16 protein-coding genes are annotated in these 18,253 nt (G+C 67.1%); 4 read left to right on the plus strand and 12 right to left on the minus strand.

What is annotated here, in order from left to right:
- Positions 1–97 precede the first annotated feature (97 nt).
- From M3330_RS00230 to M3330_RS00240, 3 genes are read right to left on the minus strand one after another with little or no spacing between them, the layout of a single operon-like run.
- On the minus strand, positions 98–1,864 hold the full coding sequence (locus M3330_RS00230) for an ABC transporter ATP-binding protein (RefSeq protein ID WP_255026585.1): 1,767 nt from the start codon (positions 1,862–1,864) through the stop codon (positions 98–100).
- Positions 1,861–4,407, minus strand: coding sequence for an ABC transporter ATP-binding protein/permease (locus M3330_RS00235; protein ID WP_303627233.1), 2,547 nt, complete (start codon positions 4,405–4,407; stop codon positions 1,861–1,863). The genes M3330_RS00230 and M3330_RS00235 overlap by 4 nt, the downstream gene beginning before the upstream one ends.
- A 26-nt stretch (positions 4,408–4,433) precedes the next feature.
- Positions 4,434–4,949, minus strand: coding sequence for a TetR/AcrR family transcriptional regulator (locus M3330_RS00240; RefSeq protein WP_255026589.1), 516 nt, complete (start codon positions 4,947–4,949; stop codon positions 4,434–4,436).
- Between the two features lie 455 nt (positions 4,950–5,404).
- On the opposite strand from M3330_RS00240, the gene M3330_RS00245 reads away from it, so the two are divergent.
- Positions 5,405–5,728, plus strand: coding sequence for a pyrimidine/purine nucleoside phosphorylase (locus M3330_RS00245; RefSeq protein ID WP_255026591.1), 324 nt, complete (start codon positions 5,405–5,407; stop codon positions 5,726–5,728).
- Between the two features lie 95 nt (positions 5,729–5,823).
- Here the strand turns inward: M3330_RS00245 and M3330_RS00250 are convergent, their stop codons facing one another.
- Complete coding sequence (locus M3330_RS00250) at positions 5,824–6,585, minus strand: MFS transporter (RefSeq protein ID WP_369683110.1); 762 nt, start codon at positions 6,583–6,585, stop codon at positions 5,824–5,826.
- A 318-nt stretch (positions 6,586–6,903) separates the two neighbouring features.
- Between M3330_RS00250 and M3330_RS00255 the strand changes: the two genes are divergently transcribed.
- The gene (locus M3330_RS00255; RefSeq protein WP_255026593.1) at positions 6,904–7,575 is read left to right on the plus strand and encodes a hypothetical protein; all 672 of its coding nucleotides are present in this window, start codon (positions 6,904–6,906) and stop codon (positions 7,573–7,575) included.
- A gap of 504 nt (positions 7,576–8,079) precedes the next feature.
- On the opposite strand, the gene M3330_RS00260 is transcribed toward M3330_RS00255, so the two are convergent.
- From M3330_RS00260 to M3330_RS00275, 4 genes are read right to left on the minus strand one after another with little or no spacing between them, the layout of a single operon-like run.
- Positions 8,080–8,343 (minus strand): WhiB family transcriptional regulator, encoded by a 264-nt coding sequence (locus M3330_RS00260; protein ID WP_006552065.1) that lies wholly within the window; start codon positions 8,341–8,343, stop codon positions 8,080–8,082.
- A complete protein-coding gene (locus M3330_RS00265) occupies positions 8,340–8,963 on the minus strand; it encodes an LUD domain-containing protein (protein ID WP_255026596.1) in 624 nt (207 codons plus the stop codon). Before M3330_RS00265 ends, M3330_RS00260 begins: the two co-directional genes overlap by 4 nt.
- On the minus strand, positions 8,960–10,462 hold the full coding sequence (locus M3330_RS00270; RefSeq protein WP_006552063.1) for a LutB/LldF family L-lactate oxidation iron-sulfur protein: 1,503 nt from the start codon (positions 10,460–10,462) through the stop codon (positions 8,960–8,962). Before M3330_RS00270 ends, M3330_RS00265 begins: the two co-directional genes overlap by 4 nt.
- Positions 10,459–11,223: a (Fe-S)-binding protein gene (locus M3330_RS00275; RefSeq protein WP_064061041.1), complete on the minus strand. Its 765-nt coding sequence runs from the start codon at positions 11,221–11,223 to the stop codon at positions 10,459–10,461. The genes M3330_RS00270 and M3330_RS00275 overlap by 4 nt, the downstream gene beginning before the upstream one ends.
- A 200-nt stretch (positions 11,224–11,423) precedes the next feature.
- On the opposite strand from M3330_RS00275, the gene M3330_RS00280 reads away from it, so the two are divergent.
- Together M3330_RS00280 and M3330_RS00285 are read left to right on the plus strand one after the other, a co-directional pair.
- Positions 11,424–13,169, plus strand: coding sequence for an L-lactate permease (locus M3330_RS00280; protein WP_024100946.1), 1,746 nt, complete (start codon positions 11,424–11,426; stop codon positions 13,167–13,169).
- Between the two features lie 26 nt (positions 13,170–13,195).
- Entirely contained in the window at positions 13,196–13,906 is a 711-nt protein-coding gene (locus M3330_RS00285) for a FadR/GntR family transcriptional regulator (RefSeq protein ID WP_255026597.1), read from the plus strand.
- On the opposite strand, the gene M3330_RS00290 is transcribed toward M3330_RS00285, so the two are convergent.
- The 4 genes from M3330_RS00290 to M3330_RS00305 all read right to left on the minus strand — a co-directional run bounded on the left by M3330_RS00290 (position 13,879) and on the right by M3330_RS00305 (position 18,190).
- Positions 13,879–15,147, minus strand: a complete 1,269-nt coding sequence (locus tag M3330_RS00290; RefSeq protein ID WP_255026598.1) for a glycosyltransferase family 87 protein — start codon at positions 15,145–15,147, stop codon at positions 13,879–13,881. The two genes, M3330_RS00285 and M3330_RS00290, sit on opposite strands and share 28 nt — an antisense overlap.
- Positions 15,144–16,370 carry a Na+/H+ antiporter NhaA gene (gene nhaA / locus M3330_RS00295; RefSeq protein ID WP_255026599.1) on the minus strand — a complete coding sequence of 409 codons (1,227 nt, stop codon included), beginning with the start codon at positions 16,368–16,370 and terminating at the stop codon, positions 15,144–15,146. The genes M3330_RS00290 and nhaA overlap by 4 nt, the downstream gene beginning before the upstream one ends.
- Positions 16,371–16,798: 428 nt before the next feature.
- Positions 16,799–17,503 carry a universal stress protein gene (locus M3330_RS00300; protein ID WP_138843174.1) on the minus strand — a complete coding sequence of 235 codons (705 nt, stop codon included), beginning with the start codon at positions 17,501–17,503 and terminating at the stop codon, positions 16,799–16,801.
- A 195-nt stretch (positions 17,504–17,698) separates the two neighbouring features.
- Positions 17,699–18,190 carry a MarR family winged helix-turn-helix transcriptional regulator gene (locus M3330_RS00305; protein ID WP_006552056.1) on the minus strand — a complete coding sequence of 164 codons (492 nt, stop codon included), beginning with the start codon at positions 18,188–18,190 and terminating at the stop codon, positions 17,699–17,701.
- Between the last annotated feature and the right edge of the window lie 63 nt (positions 18,191–18,253).

Consider the following 18,253-nt stretch of genomic DNA (forward strand, 5'->3'; position numbering starts at 1 on the left):
CGAGTCACCGACCCGACGAAGATCCAGATCGTCGAAGCCCGGGCCCGAGCCTGGACCCACGTGTTGGTCGAACGCGGCCGGCTGTTCGTCTCGGCGTTCACGGACTCCACGCGTGCCTTCCACCCGATGCCGCCGCTCCGATCTGCCACGCCGACGCCGAACCCCGCTGCGTCCAGAAGTCCGCGAACCAACCACCCGCAGAAAGCAATTCGTCGACCGTTCCGTCCTCCGCGATCCGGCCGCGCTCGAGGAACACCACCCGATCAGCGGTCCGGATGCTGGCAAGCCGGTGCGCGACGATCACCCGCGTGCGCGACACCGGATCTGCCCCGAGCGCCTGCACGACCGCCGTTTCGTTCTCGGTGTCCAGCGCACTCGTCGCTTCGTCCAGGAGCAGCAACGGCGCGGGCTTCAGCAATGCACGTGCGATCGAGACGCGCTGGCGCTCTCCGCCCGACAGCGCAGAACCGCCCTCACCGACCCGCGTGTCCCAGCCGTCCGGTGACCGGTTCACGATGTCGTCGGCGCACGCCAACCGGGCTACATTCTCGACTGCGGCGTCATCGGCCTCCGGGTCGCCCACGCGGATGTTCTCGCGAATCGTCCCGTCGAACAGGTACGGCTCCTGGAACACCACGCTGGTCAGGGCGCGACGCGAAGCGGGATCGAGTTCGGTGATGTCGACGCCGTCGACGAGGATCTGCCCCACCCGCGGCGTCACCAGACCGGCGAGCAACGCGAGCACCGTACTCTTCCCCGAACCGGACGGACCCACGATCGCGGTCGTCGTGCCGGGTTCGAGGGCGAGGTCGAGGCCTTCGAGAACGGCCGGCGTGTTCGTGTCGTACCAGAACCCGACGCCACGCAGTTCGATACGCGGTGCGCGCCCGGTGACGGTCATCGTGCCCGCATCGTCGACGGTCGGAGCGGTGAGCACCTCACGGATCCGGCGGAGCGTCGCCAGCGATGCCTCGATGCCGCCCGAGATGTCACCGAGGGTGGTGAACGGATCGAGATAGCGCACGATGACGACGATCAGGGCGATCGCCTCCGGAACGTCGACGTCGCCGCGGACCGTGGACAAGACGACCGTGCCGGCGAGGATCACCAGCGCGAGCTGGCTCGCGATGCTGAACACGACCTGGCCGGGGATCTGCATGAGCAGCAGTCGACCGGTCGCCGCATGCTGTTTCGCGAGTGCCTCCCCGACGAGGCTGCGCGTCGGTTCGGCACGTCGCGCCGCGCGCAGCGCTTGCTGGGTGCGGGCGAATTCGACGATGCGTTCGGTCAGCTCGACATTGCTGTCGGACGCCACCTGTTCCTGTCGGCGCGACAACCGCACCGACAGGAAATACGCGCCGACGAGCAGCGGGATTCCGGCGAGTGCAGCAACGGCGAGCGGCCACGAGATTGGTATCAGCGCAACGGCTATCGCGAACGGCAGCAGCACCGCGCCGATTGCGGGTGTCACCAGATAGATGATGATGCCGACGAGATCCGGTCCGGTCGCCGCGATCGCCTGCCGCGCCGTCGCAGTGTTCTCGCTCGAGAACCACGCGAGGCGGATGCGCGCGATGCGTTCGGACACCTCGCTCTGACCGTTCGCCAGCAGACCGAACCCGAGGTCGAAGCCGCGTCGCGCAGCAAGGCCATCGATGATCCAACCGAGAATCGTCAGCAGCGCAAGGACACCCAGCCACGGCCACGCGTCGCCGGGATCGGGACCGAACAAGGCCCCGACCAGCGGGACGAGCACGACCACGCCGGCGGCGCGCAGGACCACACCGACGAGGGTGAGCGCCAGATGCGCGACGGCGAGAGTGCGGCTACCCGGGGGAAGCAGCGAGAACAGGGTGCGGATCATCGGGCCGTCTCCTGAACGGGGGTGACGAGAGCGGACGGTGCCGTCGCCGCATTCCACAGCTTCCGGTAGCGGCCGCGGGCAGCGAACAGTTCGTGATGGGTGCCGGTCTCCACGACACGGCCGTGATCGAGGACCGCGATGCGGTGGACACCGGTGACGGTGTGCAGGCGGTGTGCGATGACGAGCACCGTGCGTCCCGCCATGAGCCGGTCGAGGGCGCGCTGGACGAAGTACTCCGATTCGGGATCGGCATAGGCGGTGGCTTCGTCGAGGATGAGGATCGGGGTGTCGGCGAGGATCGCGCGGGCGATGGTGATCCGTTGCTGTTCACCGCCCGACAGCGGTGTGTTTGCACCGACGAGGGTGTCGTATCCGTCGGGCAATGCCATGATCCGGTCGTGGATATGGGCGGCGCGGGCGGCTTCTTCGATCATCTGGTCGGTGGCGTCGGGGACGGCGAGGGCGATGTTTTCGCGGACTGTCCCGTGCACGAGCTGCGTCTGCTGGAACACGAAGCCGACCTGCTGGTAGAGCTCGTCGGTCGTCATCTCCCGGATGTCGCGGCCGAAGATGCGGATGCTGCCGCTGGCGAGGTCGTGGAAGCGGGCGAGCAGCGCCGCCAGGGTCGACTTCCCCGATCCGGACGGTCCGACGAGAGCGGTGACGGTGCCCGATGCGAGGGTGAGCGACACCCCGTCGATGACGGGAACGCCGGGGCGGTAGGAGAACCGGACGTCGTCGAACTCCACGGCGGTGGAGGCGTCGCGGATCTGCACGCCGGTCCGATCGGCGGTTCGCAGTTCCTGCTCGTCGAGGACTGCCTGGATGCCACGTGCGGCGAGCATCCCGTCGCGCAGGCCGCCGAGTCCGTAGCCGAGGCCGAGCAGACGGGAACCGAAGGTGGTGCCGAGGAACAGGAATGGCAGCAGCGTTGCCGGTGCCATGCTTCCCGCGGTGATCAGCGTGGTGCCGAGTGCGGTGAGCAGCAGCAGGAACGTCGCGGGTCGGGTGGCGAGGTCGATGAGGGTCTTCTTGCCGGCCATCGGTCGCTGCCAGTCCACGAGGAACCGCACGTACTCCCCCAGCCGCGCGCGGAAGGTCGACGCGGCCGCGCCTCCGAAGACCCGGATCACGGGCTGCCCGTCCAGGTAGGCGGCGGCTTCGCCGTCCATGCGTTCGGCCCACCGCGCGGATTGCACTGTGCGCGGACCGGACTGCGACATCATGACCGTCATCAGCACGAGGTAGACGAGGATCGGGAGGAACAGCACCAAGGCGAGTCGCCAGTCGACGGCGAACAGGTAGACGAGCACCGCGACGGGTGCGACGACGGCGGCGACCGCATCGGGCACGGCGTGGGTCACCAGGTAGTGCAGCGATAGCGTGTCGTTCTGGACGACGCGCTTGACCTGCCCGGAGTCGCGGGCGGTGAACCAGCCGAGTGGAACGGTCGACAGCGCGCCGAGCAGACGGTGCCGCAGGTCGCGTTCGAAGCGGGCGTCGACGAGATGCAGCCACAGGCTCAGTGCGGCTGCGAGCAGCGTGCCCGCCGCGGTGAGTCCGATCGCCCAGAACCCGACGAACCACAGTTCCGAGTTCGGCGCTCCGGCGAGCAGGCGGCGGGCCAGTTCGGTGAGCAGCACGAACGGCGCGAGCTGGATCAGCGTGATGACTGCCTGCAGCACCCCGGCGGCGATGAGTGTCCGCTTCAGCGGCGCGAGGAGCCGACCCCCACCCTGGGCCCGCCACGTGCCGCGTGCGGGTGTGGCCTCGGGTTCAGAGGTCGGCGGAGCGGTCTCCGACCGGGCCGGTTCGGCCTCGTGAGTGCGCTCCTTGCCCATGGCGCGTTCGTCGTGCCAGTACGCCTGGGCGTAGACCTCGGACTTGGGGAAACCGAACTCGTCGCGCAGACGGGTGCGCAGGTGCTTCAGCGAGTTCGATTCCGGCGCCACCCATGCGTACCAGTTCGACCAGTCGCGGTCCTCGATGGCGGCGGCGAACGATTCGTGGTCGCGGCGCGGCACCCAGTGCTTGCGCAGCAGCGGGTGGTCCGGCATGGGGATGAGTTCGTCGTTGTCGTCGTGCTTCTCGAGATACAGCTCGATCGCGACGTCGCGCGGTAGTGCTTCGATGATGCTGTTGATGCCGGGGATCGACGCAGAATCGCCGATCAGCAGGTATCCGGCGGGAAGTTCGTCGGGGATGTCGAAGCCGCGCGACCCGAACGAGGTGACACTGATGACGTCACCGGGTTCGGCTCGCTGCGCCCACGTCGACGCCGGCCCGGCCGGTTCGTGCAGGACGAAATCGACGGCGAAGTCTCCGGTCTCCGGATCGCATTCCGAGAAGGTGTATCCGCGTTGGTATTCGGTGTCCGATCCGTCGGGGTCGGGAAACCAGATCCGGATCCACGCGGTCGGTCCGGGAACGACGTCCTCGAATAGCGACGGGGACGACATGCGCACCCGGCGGAAGTGCGGCGCGATCTGTTCGGTGCCCGTGACCACAGCGTCGTGATCACGGGCACCGAACCCGCGCATCATCATTCCCTGAAATCCCCGGCGAGCCATCACTTCCCCAATCCTGTCGCCGCGAGATCGGCGACTACTTCTTTCAAGGGCCGCCCCGGTGGAGGGACCGCTACGAGTCCACGAATCGTGGTGGCGAGAACGAGCTTGGAGAACTCCCCGGCGTCGACGGCGGGTAGTTCACGGTGGGCCTCGGCGGGCCGGTCGTCGGTGTCGGGTTGCTCGCTGACGGCGCGGCGCCGTTCGTCGAGGCCCTCGACGCGCAGCCGCTGGGTTTCCTCGGCGACGGTGGTGTTGATGGTCGATCCCGCGACGACGCTCGCGACCGACACTGCGACGTCCGGGTTGTATCCGGCACGGCACAGTGCCACGATCTCGTCGGCCATGAGGCGACGTTCCGCGTCGCCGCGTGGGAACAAGATCTGCATGTAGGTGCCGAGACCGGGGTGGTCGAGCACGAACGCCCGCAGTTGCAACCCGCAGGACAACAGGTGCCGTTCGACCGTGTGGTGGGGATCGTGGTGGAGCACGAGGTCGCCGAGGATGTTCTCCCCCACGAGCCGAGCGCGCGACCGACCCGGACGATGTCGTCGAGGTCGATCTTGCGTGCGCGTCTGCCCAGCTGAGCCACCTGATCCCCTCCCCCGAAGCGCTTAAGTTATGCCCCATAACTTAGGTGAGTCTAAGCAGGCCTCGGTTTCGGATGCAAGACGTATCCCCGAAAGGTCCACAACCGAAAAGGAAGGCTCACAACCCTGGTGGTCACCCCCCCCGGGTTGTGAGTCTCACTTCTGCGTTGCGAGCCTTCCGCCGAACGCACTTTGCGGTCAGTGGGTGTAGCGGTCGGCGAGCTCGGCTCCGATCCGCGGCAGTTCCTCCTGCACCGAGACCGGCTCGAGCACCTCGACATCGTCGACTCCGTGAAGGTCCCCTGAGATACACCTCGCGACGGGCGGGCGCACACCGACCCCGACGGCCGGCGACCTGCACCCGCCTCGCTACGCTCCAGCCCATGAGTGAGCCGACTTCGACCTACGCCAACGTGACGCTCGACCCGCGTGCCAACGTCTACTTCGACGGCAAGTGCGTCAGCCACAACTTCCATCTCGCGGATGGAACCCGCAAGTCGGCCGGCGTGATCCTGCCCGCGACCCTGAACTTCGGCACCGTTGCACCGGAGGTCATGGAGCTGCACAGCGGCGCGTGCCGCGTCCGATTGGGCGACGGCGAGGACTGGACCTCCTACGGTGCAGGCGACTCCTTCTCGGTGCCCGGCGACTCGTCGTTCGACATCGAGGTCACCGAGGCCGTCAGCTACGTCTGCCACTACGGCTGACCACACCCTCAGCATGCGAGAACGCTCCCACCGAGTCCTGCTCGGTGGGAGCGTTCTTCCGTTCGTGGCGACCGGCCACTACATACGAACCCGGCTCAGCCGGTGACCTCTGCGCGATCCGGCGAAGCTCCGGCCTGCGCCTTCCGCTGCGACGATGCGTGACCGACGAACATCGCCGACGCCACGATCCCGATGATCAGAACCGACGCGGGCAGCAGCATCGACTGGCTCAGCGCGGTGCTGAACTCCTCGGCGATCTGCTCCGGGAGAGCGGCTCCCATCGTGGCTCCGCCGCCTTCACCGGCCTGCACCTCAACGAGTCCCTGCGCGGCCATCAAGGACGAGATCAAGGCACCGATCGCGGCGCTGCCCAGCACCGAACCGACCTGGCGGGTGGTGTTGTAGATGCCGGCACCGGCGCCCGCCTGATGGATGGGCAGGTTGTGCGTGGCGGTGGAGGCCAGCGGTGCCCAGATGCACGAGTTGGACACGCCGGCGATACCGGCGATGAGCAGGAACAGCACGATGGGGCTGTCCGGCGTCATGAGCACCGCGAAGCCGAAGATCGTCGCGGAGAAGAGCGTGAAGCCGACGGTGGGCAGCACCCGGGGCGGCATCCGGTCGGAGAACTTACCGATGAGCGGTGCCGTCAGACCGGTGACGATCGCCATCGGGGCGAAGATCAGGGCGGCTTTCGTGGGCGAGAATCCGCGGACCGTCTCGAGATAGAAGTAGGCCGGAACCATCAGGGCGGTCATGGCTGCGCCCGTCGACGAGATCGCGATGTTCGACATCGAGAAGTTCCGGTCACGGAACAGGGCCAACGGCACGAGGGGTTCGCCCTTGTTGATGGGCACGTCCGAAGGAAGGACTTTCGAGTAGTCCGCTACGCATGGTTCCGCAGCACCAAGGGTGATGCTTCATTCGATGCCGCTTCCGGAGCAGGAGAGGATCCGTCATGGCCGACCTGGACTCCCCATCGACCCGCGAGGTCTGCGGAACGCCGGACAGGACAGCGCGCACCGGCCCCGACAGGTGTCGGGAGCATTCCGGTCGTCGTTCACGTCGCGCATGATCCCGCGTCGCCGTCCCAGAACATCGGTGAAGACCAGATCCGGAGCCAGATCGACGACCCCAACCGGGACTTCCGCGCCACCAACCCCGACCGTACGAAGGTGCCGAAGGTCTGGAAGGACCTCGTCGCCGACATCCAGGTCGAATTTTGGCTCGCGACCGTCGATCCGGACGGCGCACCGACCGACGGGATCACCAGGTCCCCGACGAAGACTCTTCACGGCGGACGAGGACGACATCAAGTCGTCCGACACGGGCGGCGCCGACCCTTGCCGAACGACGACTACCTCGACATCTGGCTGTGCGACGACCTTCGCGATTCGATCGGTCGCCAGATCCTCAGCTACGCCCAGTTCCCCGGCGGACCGGCAGCGACCGCCGGTGTCGTCATCGCCCACTCGTGCTTCGGGACCACCGGCACAGCGCGACCTCCCTTCCATCTCGGTCGCACCGCGACATACGAGATCGGTCGCTGGTTGAGCCTGCGCCGCATCTGGGGCGACGACGGCGATGCGATGCTCATGTTCACCGCCGGGCAGTCGCTCCGCATGCGGGCGTACCTGGAAGGACCGCGTGCGCCGTTCCTGCTCGGGGCGATGGACCCGGCCCAGACGGCCCCACTCGAGCTCGGTCCGTCCGGCAACGGCGGGACACGAGCCGATACCTCGGCACTTGTGTCACTCGACGGCGAGGTGGACGAGCTGCGACGTCAGATCGCCTCGCTCCGGTCGCTTCTCGATCAGATCGGCGCAATCCTGGACCGCGTCGGCTGATCACCCACCACGGACCCGTCAGGACGCACTGTGAGCGAACCGTCGTCGATCATCGGTACCTGGTTCCATTCCTACGAGGAGGACACCGACACCGCGAGGGTCTACCGCCCTCGCGGGTTTCCGTTTCCTCGCTCACGAGGTCCTCACGTTCGAATCGGGGCAACCATGAACCTGAGATGAGCGGTTCCGGCCGATGCGACGCACCGGCCGGAACCCGTCGTTCGAATACGGTCACGATCTGTGTGTAGCCACACATCGACGCTGCCGAACCCCATGTGTCCGCGCGACCGTCCCCGGTTGTATCCACCAGGAACCGCGGGGATGCCGATCGGTGCGCCACGATCCGGCGTTGTACCCGAAATTGTTGACGGCGAGCTGCGGCACCCATACGAGGTGCCCGCGAGTGAAGCCGCAGACAGTGAACGTGTTGCCCTTCATCAGGCACGGGACGCCACCTGCGGCCGCGCAGTTCTCGAGGTCGGAAACACCGAAGATCGTGTGCGGTCAGTGGTTGAGATGTTGCAGCCGTTCGTGTTCCGACAGTCCACCCCACACTCCGTGCGGTTCGCCGCTGAGTATCGCGTGGGTGCGGCACTCGGCCAGCACCGGGCAGTTCGCGCAGATGCGCTTCGCGACGACCTCGCGCCGCCTGCGGATGTTCGGTGGTTCGCCCTCCGGGGCGAAGAAGAAGTACTCGTCGGAGGTCCGGCAGTTGGCATGCTGTTGCCATCCGAGTCGCGGCCGGACACGCTCGGTCAGCATGGTCATCCGACCATCACCACCTCCAGTGTGCGGGGGCCGTGCACGCCCTCGACGCGTTCGAGTTCGATGTCCGACGTCGCGGACGGTCCGCTGATCATCGTGATCGGCCGCTCCGGGACGAGCCGGGCCAGCGCTTCGGGCACTCCCACCTCGACGTCGCCCATCGCCACCACACACACGTGCAGGTCGGGGACCAGTGTCAGCGCGCGTCGCCCCTGGTCGGGGTTGCCGTCGAGGAAGATCGTGCCCGTCTCGGCGCAGGTGACCGCAGAGCCGGTGACGACCCCGTCGAGATCACCGAGGTCGGCTGCAGGTCGGTCGGTGGAGTCGATCACCACCTCGCCACCGAACTCCGCCATCCACGAGCGTTCCAGGCCCTCCGGGATCCCGACGCGGCGCACCCCGCGATCCGTGAGAATCTTCGCCAGCACGACGGGTAGATCCTCCGGCGTGCTCTGGTGCACGTGGGCCTTGTAGTCGACCAGTCGGTCGACCAACAGCTCACGGCGTTCGGCGTCCGGCAGGGTGCGTCCGAGACGGTAGTCGCGCGGTACCTCGACCGGTGCCGGCGGTGCCAGGGTCTGCGCCGAACGGATCCGGCCGAGAATCGCGTCGCGACTGCTCATCGCTGCTGTCCTTCCTCGCGTGCCTTCGCGAGCGCGGCACGTCCTTCGTCGGATGCCCACCATTGCCGGAAGGTCTGTTTCGGCGGGGCCGGCATGTCGCGGGCGTCTGTCCAGCCGGCCAGTGGACCGGGAAGATGGGTGATCTTTCCCTTCTTGCCGGCGAGGACGCGTCCGAGCCCGGCGGCCTTCTGCGCGGCCGTCCAGCGTCGTGAGGTCGACATGGCCAGCGAGGCGGCCTTCATCGCCGCGGCCTCGGGTCCGAAGCGGGCGTGTTCGACCTTCTGGTGGCGCAGTTCCACCAGCAACGAGGGGATGTCGATCTTGACGGGGCAGGCGTCGTAGCAGGCACCGCACAGGCTCGATGCGAACGGCAGGCTGGCGTTGGGGTCGTCGGGTTCGTCCATCCCGGCCAATTGCGGGCTGAGGACGGCGCCGATCGGGCCCGGATAGGTCGAGCCGTAGGCATGGCCTCCGGTGCGCTCGTAGACCGGGCACACGTTCAGGCAGGCCGAGCAACGGATGCAGTGCAGTGCTTCACGTCCGATCTCGTCGGCGAGCGCGGCGGTGCGGCCGTTGTCCAGCAGTACGAGGTGGAATTCCTGCGGGCCGTCGCCGGGGGTGACACCGGTCCACATCGACGTGTAGGGATTCATGCGCTCTCCCGTCGACGAGCGCGGCAGCAGCTGCAGGAACACCTCGAGGTCGCGGAAGGTGGGCAGCAGCTTCTCGATACCCATGACGGTGATGAGCGTCTGCGGCAGCGTCAGGCACATGCGGCCGTTGCCCTCGGATTCGACGACGGCGAGGGTGCCGGTCTCGGCGATGCCGAAGTTCGCACCCGACACCGCAACCGGCACCGTCATGAACTTGTGTCGCAAGAATTTTCGTGCCGCGGCTGCGAGATGGCGGGGGTTGTCGTCGAGGTCGGGGTCGACGTCCGGCATCTCACGCAGGAAGATCTCGCGGATCTCGGCGCGGTTGCGGTGGATGGCGGGCACGAGGATGTGCGAGGGCTTGTCGTGGCCGAGCTGGACGATGAGTTCGGCGAGGTCGGTCTCGTAGGCCGCGATCCCTTGTTCCTCGAGGTGCTCGTTGAGTCCGATCTCCTGGGTGGCCATCGATTTGACCTTGATGACCTCGTCGGATCCCGTCTTCCGGATCAGGTCGGTGACGATGGCGTTGGCCTCGGCGGCGTCGGCCGCCCAGTGCACCACGCCGCCGCGCGCGGTCACCGCCTCCTCGAGCTGGGTGAGCAACTCCGGGAGGCGGTTGAGCACGTCGGTCTTGATGGCGGCGCCGGCGTCGCGCAGTTGCTCCCAGTCGGGCAGTTCCCCGGTGACGTCCAGTCGCTTGGCACGGATCGTGTGGGTGGCCTTGCCGATGTTGCGGCGCAACTGCGGGTTCGCGAGTTCCTGGTGCGCTGCGTCGGGAAACTTCCTGATGCCGCGCAGATTTCCGGATCCACGCGGCGGGACGACGGGCATACCGAGTGCGGTCACGCGGGCACTCCCTTGGGGGCGACGGCCGGTTCCACGGAGGCGAGGATCTCGGCGAGGTGGATGGTGCGGGTACCGGTGCGCAGTCGTGTGAGACCGCCACCGATGTGCATCAGGCACGACGAGTCGCCGGCGCTGCAGTATTCGGCACCGGTGGCGGCGACATTGTTCAGCTTGTCGGCGAGCATCGCGGTGGAGGTCTCGGCGTTCTTGATCGCGAAGGTGCCGCCGAACCCGCAGCACGAGTCGGCCTCGGGCAGTTCGACGAGGTCGATCTCGCGCACGGCCCGCAACAGCTGGAGCGGCTTCTCCCCCACTCGCAGCATCCGCAGCGAGTGGCAGGTGGGGTGATAGGTCACCCGGTGGGGGAAGTAGGCGCCGACGTCGGTGACGCCGAGGACGTCGACGAGGAATTCGGACAACTCGTACGTCTTGGCCTTGACGGTGTCGACCCGCCCGCACAACGACGCGGAACCGTAACGGGAGGCGACGATTTCGTGCTGGTGGCGAACGGATCCGACGCATGATCCGGAAGGGGCGACGACGGCGTCGATATTGGTGTCGTCGAAGGCGTCGACGTAGTTCTCGACGAGCGGCAGCGCGTCGGGTTGGTAACCGGTGTTGACGTGCATCTGGCCGCAGCAGGTCTGGCGTTCGGGGAAGACGACGTCGTGCCCGAGCCGGGTGAGGAGCAGGGCGGTGGCCGAAACGGCCTTCGGGAACATCGTGTCGCCGAGGCACGTCGCGAACAGGGCGATTCGCATGGAGATCTCCGCATCGGGGGTGTGGTCTGACCACATTGAACCACACGTTCCGGAGATGCGCCGCACATTTTCGGATATCGACCGCACATTCCGTCAGGGGGTCGACTGTGACGCGGACCATGGTGTACCTTCACGTGGTCTGACCACATCGGTCGAAATCACATCCGCCGCCGACAGCGGCGCAACCACAGGAGTTTCGTGTGGCAACCCGTATATCGGCGGTGACATTCACTCCCGCCACTGACGCCATCGCAGGCAGCCTCACCGCATCGGCTCTCGTGGGCCTTGCGCCGCTGCTGACCTTCTTCGTCCTGCTCGCCGGCTTCAAACTCAAGGCCTGGTATTCCGGACTCGGTGCCCTCGTCGTCGCGCTCGTCGTCGCGATCATCGGTTTCGACATGCCCGCGCCGCTGGCCGGCCTGTCCGCCCTGCAGGGCATCACCTTCGGGCTCTTCCCGGTGATGTGGATCGTGATCACCGCGATCTGGTTCTACGAACTCACCGTCGTCAGTGGCCGGTTCGAGGATCTACGGCGCATCTTCAACTCGATCGGTCACGGCGACATGCGGATCCAGGCGATGCTCATCGCTTTCTGTTTCGGCGGCATGCTCGAAGCACTCGCCGGATTCGGCGCACCCGTCGCGATCACCGGCGCCATGCTCGTCACCCTCGGTATGCCCGCCCTGCGGGCCGCGGTCACGGTCCTGATCGCCAACACCGCACCGGTCGCCTTCGGCGCCATGGCCATCCCGATCACCACCGCCGGCGCCCTGACCGACATCCCCGCCACCGAGATCGCTGCCGTCGTCGGCCGTCAGACACCCGTCCTGGCGCTCTTCGTGCCGCTGTTGCTGCTCTTCCTCGTCGACGGTCGTCGCGGTGTCCGGCAGGCCTGGCCGATCGCACTGGTCACCGGCACGACCTTCGCACTCGCCCAGTTCTGGTGCTCGAGCCACTTCTCGTACGAACTCACCGATGTCGTCGCCTCGCTCGCCGGCCTCACCGCAGCCGTGCTCATGCTCCAGGTCTGGAAGCCGCGGACCCCCGAGGACCAACTATCACGCACCCGCACCCGCACCGATGCCGTCGCGGTCCAGGCCGGCAAGGAGGGACCCGGAGGCGCTCACGCTCCGCAGCGTCCCGTCGCCGACGAATCGCTGACCGCTTCGCGCGTCGTCATGGCCCTGTTCCCGTATCTACTGGTCATCACGGTGTTCGGTATCGCGAAGCTGTGGACCGTCGGTGTCGATCTGCCGGAGCGTCTCGCCGCCACCGACGTCAAGATCGAGTGGCCCGGCCTGTACGGCAATCTGATCACGGGCAACGGCGACGCATCGAGCAGCGCGGTCTACACGTTCTCGTGGCTGTCGTCGCCGGGAACACTGCTGCTGCTCAGCGGCGCGATCGTCACCCTCGTCTACGCACGGTGGGACAGCGGTGGCATGTTCCCGCTGACCGTCCGCCGGGCCGCGGCCACCTTCGGCACCACCGTCGTGAGGATGAAGCTCGCCATCGCCACGGTGGCCACCGTCCTGGGTCTGAGCTACGTGATGAATCAGTCCGGCCAAACCGTCGCGATCGGCACGTGGCTCGCCGGAACCGGCGCGATCTTCGCCCTGTTCTCCCCGATCCTCGGTTGGCTCGGCACCGCCGTCACAGGCTCGGACACCTCTGCCAACGCCCTGTTCGCCCGCCTGCAGCAGGCCGCCGGGCAGACCGCCGGCATCGACCCGACCCTGCTGGTCGCGGCGAACACCTCCGGTGGTGTGGTCGGCAAGCTGATCAGCCCGCAGAATCTCACCATCGCTGCCACCGCAGTCGATCGGCCGGGCAGCGAATCGGTGTTGCTGCGCAAGGTGATCGGCTACAGCGTCGCGATGCTCGTCATCCTCTGTGTGCTGGTCTACCTGCAGTCCACCCCGGTGTTGTCCTGGATGCTCCCCTGATCCGGAATCGACTAGGCTCTGAAGTCATGTCGTCGTCCGAGGGTCGTGCGTGGGAGCAGGTGCTCAACCACTTGGAGCAGATGCTGGTCACGGGAGAACTCGGCCCGGGCCAGCGTCTGCCCCCGGAGCGCACGCTCGCCGCACAACTCGGCGTCGGCCGGTCCTCTGTTCGTGAGGCGCTGCGGGTGATGGAAGCCCTCGGTCTGCTCAGCACCCACACCGGATCCGGGCCGAACGCCGGCGCGATGATCGTCTCGCGACCCACCGGCGGGATGTCGATGCTCATGCGCCTGCAGGTCGCCGCGCAGAACTTCCCGGTCTCCGACATCGTCCGCACGCGCCTGGTGCTCGAGACGGAAGTGATGCAGACTCTGGCCGACCGGACCCCGGCACCGGAACTCATCCAGGCCGAGGAACTCTTGGACGCGATGGACGATCCGGAGTTGGCCGCACCCGAGTTCCTGGTTCTCGATGCCCAGTTCCACGTCGCGATGGCCGACGCGACGGGCAACCTCGTCGTCGCGGCGATGATGGCCGGTCTGCGCGACTCCATCGAGAGTTACGTCCTCGCGGGCGCACCAAGTACCGACTGGCCCATGACCTGCGTGCGGCTGCGTCACGAGCACCGTGGTCTCGTCGACGCGGTCCGCGCCGGCGATGCCACGCTCGCCCGCAAGCGCATCGTCGAGCACATCCGCGGGTACTACACTCAGAGTTTCGGCGCCGACGCGTTCTGACGTCCGACTCGGGCGATGTCCACCGAAGGGTCTGTGACCGGTTCGGGGACGCGTGCGGATCGTCGGCGATCGACCAGCACCGCGAATACCACGATGAGCAGCAGCGACCACCCCCAGGTAGGGCGCATGTACTCGGCATACCGTCCCGCCTCCACCCATCTGCCCGAGTACCATTCGTCGGCACTGAGGAAGCCGTACACCGCCAGCCAGGCCGGCCAGTTCCGCATCACGGACTGTGGGAGGACCACGCTCATGAGCAACGGGAACAGGAGCATCGAGTAGTACATCTGCCCGAGCGAACCGAGCAGGAACGACGCGGTCATCAGCACGCCGGCACCGGTGACGACGAAGAACACCTCGTCGTGCCGGTGGTAGCGGTGGAGCAGATACATCGTGGCCGCGGCGAGGAACGCGAAACCGATGCGCAGCGCGAGGATCAGTGGTTCGGGCAGACCGTAGTAGGTGCCATTGCCGGTGATCGAACTGTTGAAGTAGTCGCGGGACTGCAACAGATACGGAACGGTGCGTTCGACGAACTGCCACGGATCCGCAGCCCACGGCCACGCCAATGCGGTGAGCCCGACCGGCACCAATGCGGCGGTCAGGAGAACCTTGCTCTGGCGGCGCAGCACGGGAAGCAACAGCAACGGCGCGAGAATCGGTTTGATCGCGAAGGTCACCCCGATCGCCGCGCCCGCCCAGAGGTCCCGCCGCGCCAGCAACAGCGTCAGGAACGCCACCTGGCCGAGCAGGATCACCCCGTTGATGTTGGTGAACACCAGGGTGTTGATCACCGATTCGGACGCGAAGGCGACCGTCACCGCGATCGGGAACACCGCCGATCGCGCCGTGTACCCGAACATCCGCACGACGAGATACACGGCGACGAGGACGGCCGCCGCGTTGACCCCGATGAACGCCCATCGCGAGAGTTCGTGTTCGAGGACCGCGAACGGTGCGATCAGCAGCGAACCCGACGGCGGGTAGAGGTAGTGCGGGTCGACGTGTTCGTACGTCGCTGTGTAGACCGGTTCACGGTTCCAGAAGGCGACGGCTGCGCGGTAGACGCCAGTGAAGTCGTCCGTGCGCGCACCGTCCACGGCGCGGATCACCGTGCGATGGACGACGAGCATCACGGCGACCGGCCAGAAGACACACGTCAGCAGAGCCTGCGGTGACCGCACGGTCGGCTGGACCCACCACGGCCCACCGTCCCGACCGCGATCCGAGCTCTCGCTCATCGCTGATAAACGTCGGGAATCCCGTCGCCGTCCTCGTCGACCCGCTCGGCTGCCGTGATCCTGCGGTAGGCACGGTTACGGGCGACGAGAACAGTCGAGGCCAGAGCGGCGCTGAGCAACGATCCGCACAGCACGGCCACCTTCACGTGATCGGCTGCGACGGTGCCTGCACCGTAAGCGAGGTCGCCGATGAGCAGGGACACCGTGAAGCCGATACCGCCGAGCAGGGACACACCCAGCACGTCCACCCAACTCAGCTCGTCGTCGAGATGTGCTCGGGTGAAGCGCGCCACCAGGTAGCTGACCCCGAAGATTCCGACGACCTTGCCGACGACCAGACCGGCGATCACCCCGGCGGAGATGGGATCGGTGAGGGCGTTCGCCAGGCCGGTGAGTCCGCCGACGGTGACGCCGGCGGCGAAGAAGGCGAAGACCGGCACGGCAATTCCGGCGGACAGCGGCCGGATCCGGTGTTCGACGTGCTCGGCGACCGGAATCGTGCGGTCCCCCACCTGCCGGGCGACGGGAACCGCGAAGCCGAGCAGTACACCGGCGATGGTCGCGTGCACACCGGATTCGTGGACCAGCCACCAGGTCACTGCCGCCAACGACGCCAGGAGCCACCAGGCACCGAAGCCGCGTCGGAGCGCGATGCCGAACAGCGCCAACGGGATCAGCGCCCCGCCCAGGTAGAGCAGGTTCACCTCGTCGGTGTAGAAGACCGCGATCACGGTCACGGCGAGCAGGTCGTCGACCACGGCGAGGGTGAGCAGGAACGTTCGCAGCGCCGACGGGAGATGACTACCGATGACGGCGAGAATCGCTACGGCGAACGCGATGTCGGTGGCCGTCGGGACCGCCCATCCGTTCAACGCGTCGGCGCCACCACGAAGATTGATGACGGCGAAGATCACGGCCGGGACGATCATGCCTCCCAGGGCGGCGGTCACCGGCATGGCGGCACGCCGCAGGTCCCGCAGACTGCCTTCGACGAATTCCCGTTTGAGTTCGACGCCGACGACGAAGAAGAACACGGCGAGCAGTCCGTCGGCCGCCCAGGTGCCCAGGGACAGGTCCAGGTGCCATGACGCCGGACCGATACGGGTCTCCCGCAGGGCGTGGTAGGAATCCGACCATCCGGTGTTCGCCCAGATCAATGCGATGACGGCGCCGATGAGCAGCAGGACACCGCCGACGGTCTCCTTGCGGAGGATCTCCGTCACACGGCGTGTGTCCTCCCATGTTCCGCGAGAGAGGAAAGGGACTCCGGAGAAGATGTTCGGCATCACAGGTCCGCGGAATTCTCGACGGCACGCGGTACGCGAACGTGGACCTGCTGTGTCGGATGCGCCCGATCCGCATGGGCGGCAGTATGTTCCGATCCTCGGAGTGGAATCGGATACCGAAAACCAGGGCATCCCTGCGATTTCGGTGTCGGACGCCGACACGCAGCAGGGAGGCCGATGCGACCTCCGGCGCTGCGGTGGGAATGCCTCGCGAGAGTGCCGCTCACTGCGCCGGCTGCAGAGCTCGGGCGCGACGGGTGGCGACGGGACAGACGGGTACAGACACGGGTCCTCCGGTTCGACGACGTAATTCCTTCTGCCGACCAGACTTCCCGGCGCACCGAGATCGACCATACCGCATCGGGTCAGTTCGACGCGGTGCCCGTCACGTTCTCCTCGGGAGCGACCCGAACGGCGACCGTGGGTTCGTTCGTACCCGCATCCGGCGAGACGACGGTGGGATCGACGACGAGCACAGGCACATGAGAGTGCCCGATGAGGTATTCGGCGACGCTACCGAGCATCCGGGAGGACATGCCTCGTCCGCGGCGCCCCACGACGAGAACGTCGGCGTGATGTTCCTCGGCGAACCAACCCAGGCATCGACCGGCCGGGCCGGCGAGGACGGCATATCCCACCGAAATATCACCCATCGATTCGACGGCCTGCTCGAGTCGTCGTCGCACCGTGGCGAGAAGTTCGGAGTCGGGATCGCCGGCGTCGTCGTAGGAGATCACGACGACGAGTTCGAGCACTCCCCCGGACGGGCCGAACAGTCGTCGCGCCGCATCCAGCGCATGCTTGGCCTCGGTGGATCCGTCGTAGCCGACCATCACGCGAAGTCCGCCCTTGTCGACCTCTCCGGCGTGCTGCCGGGCCACCGTCGTCACTTCGACGGACCGGGGAACACGCTCGATGCGCTCGAAGGCGATAGGGACGAACAACGGCCCGAGGATGACGGCGATGATCGTCCAGCGAGGGTCGTGGCCTCGACGTGCCATCCACAGACCGGTCACGAGCCCGGACAGCACCCATACGACGAGGAAGGCGACGAAGACTGCCCAGTTCATGGCGTGCCCCCAGATGCGTGCGCCGAGAAGAGGTGTACCGCTGCGTTCATGACATCCTCCGGGGTCGTCGAAGAAACCTGTTCCGCCGACCAGACTTCCCGGCACACCAGGGGAGACGATACCCGACCCGGCCGCGTGATCTCACCTGTTGTTCCGACAGGTCTGTGCGGAGGACGTCGCCGCGAGGTCGCCCCGTCAGCGTCGAGTCGGACCCCCGGCGGTATCCGCCCGATCACTGTCCTGCAACTGCCGGATGGCGTCGACCAGCGGCGCCAGGACGGGTTCGGTTGCGGCCTCGTCGAGCGCCTCCCGGAGGGCGGCGTTGTGGGTGGGCCGGGCCTCTTCGAGCAGGCGCCGACCGGCGTCGGTGACGTCGGTGTAGATGCCGCGGCGATCGGTGGGACACAGATAGCGCGCGAGCAACCCACGATCCTCGAGCCGGGTGACCAGCCGCGTCGTCGCGCTCTGACTGAGGACCACAGCGTCGGCGACCTGGCGCATCTGCAGGTGCCCGCCCTCCCCGTCGTGCTGACGGTTGAGCACGTCCAGCAGCGAATATTCGCGCACGCTCAATTCGTGGCCGGACTGCAGAGCGCTCTCTATCCGGTTCTCGATTCGCCCGTGCAGGAGCGACAGCGCCGACCAACTGTTGGCCAACGCGGTCATCGACGGGTCCGTGGCGGTCATGGTCGGCTCCTGGGTCGGCTCGTACGAACAGGTGACGCGGACGGCATGCCGACGTCGCCACAT

Source organism: Rhodococcus sp. GA1, from assembly GCF_024321955.1.
Classification (GTDB): Bacteria; Actinomycetota; Actinomycetes; order Mycobacteriales; family Mycobacteriaceae; genus Rhodococcus; species Rhodococcus pyridinivorans.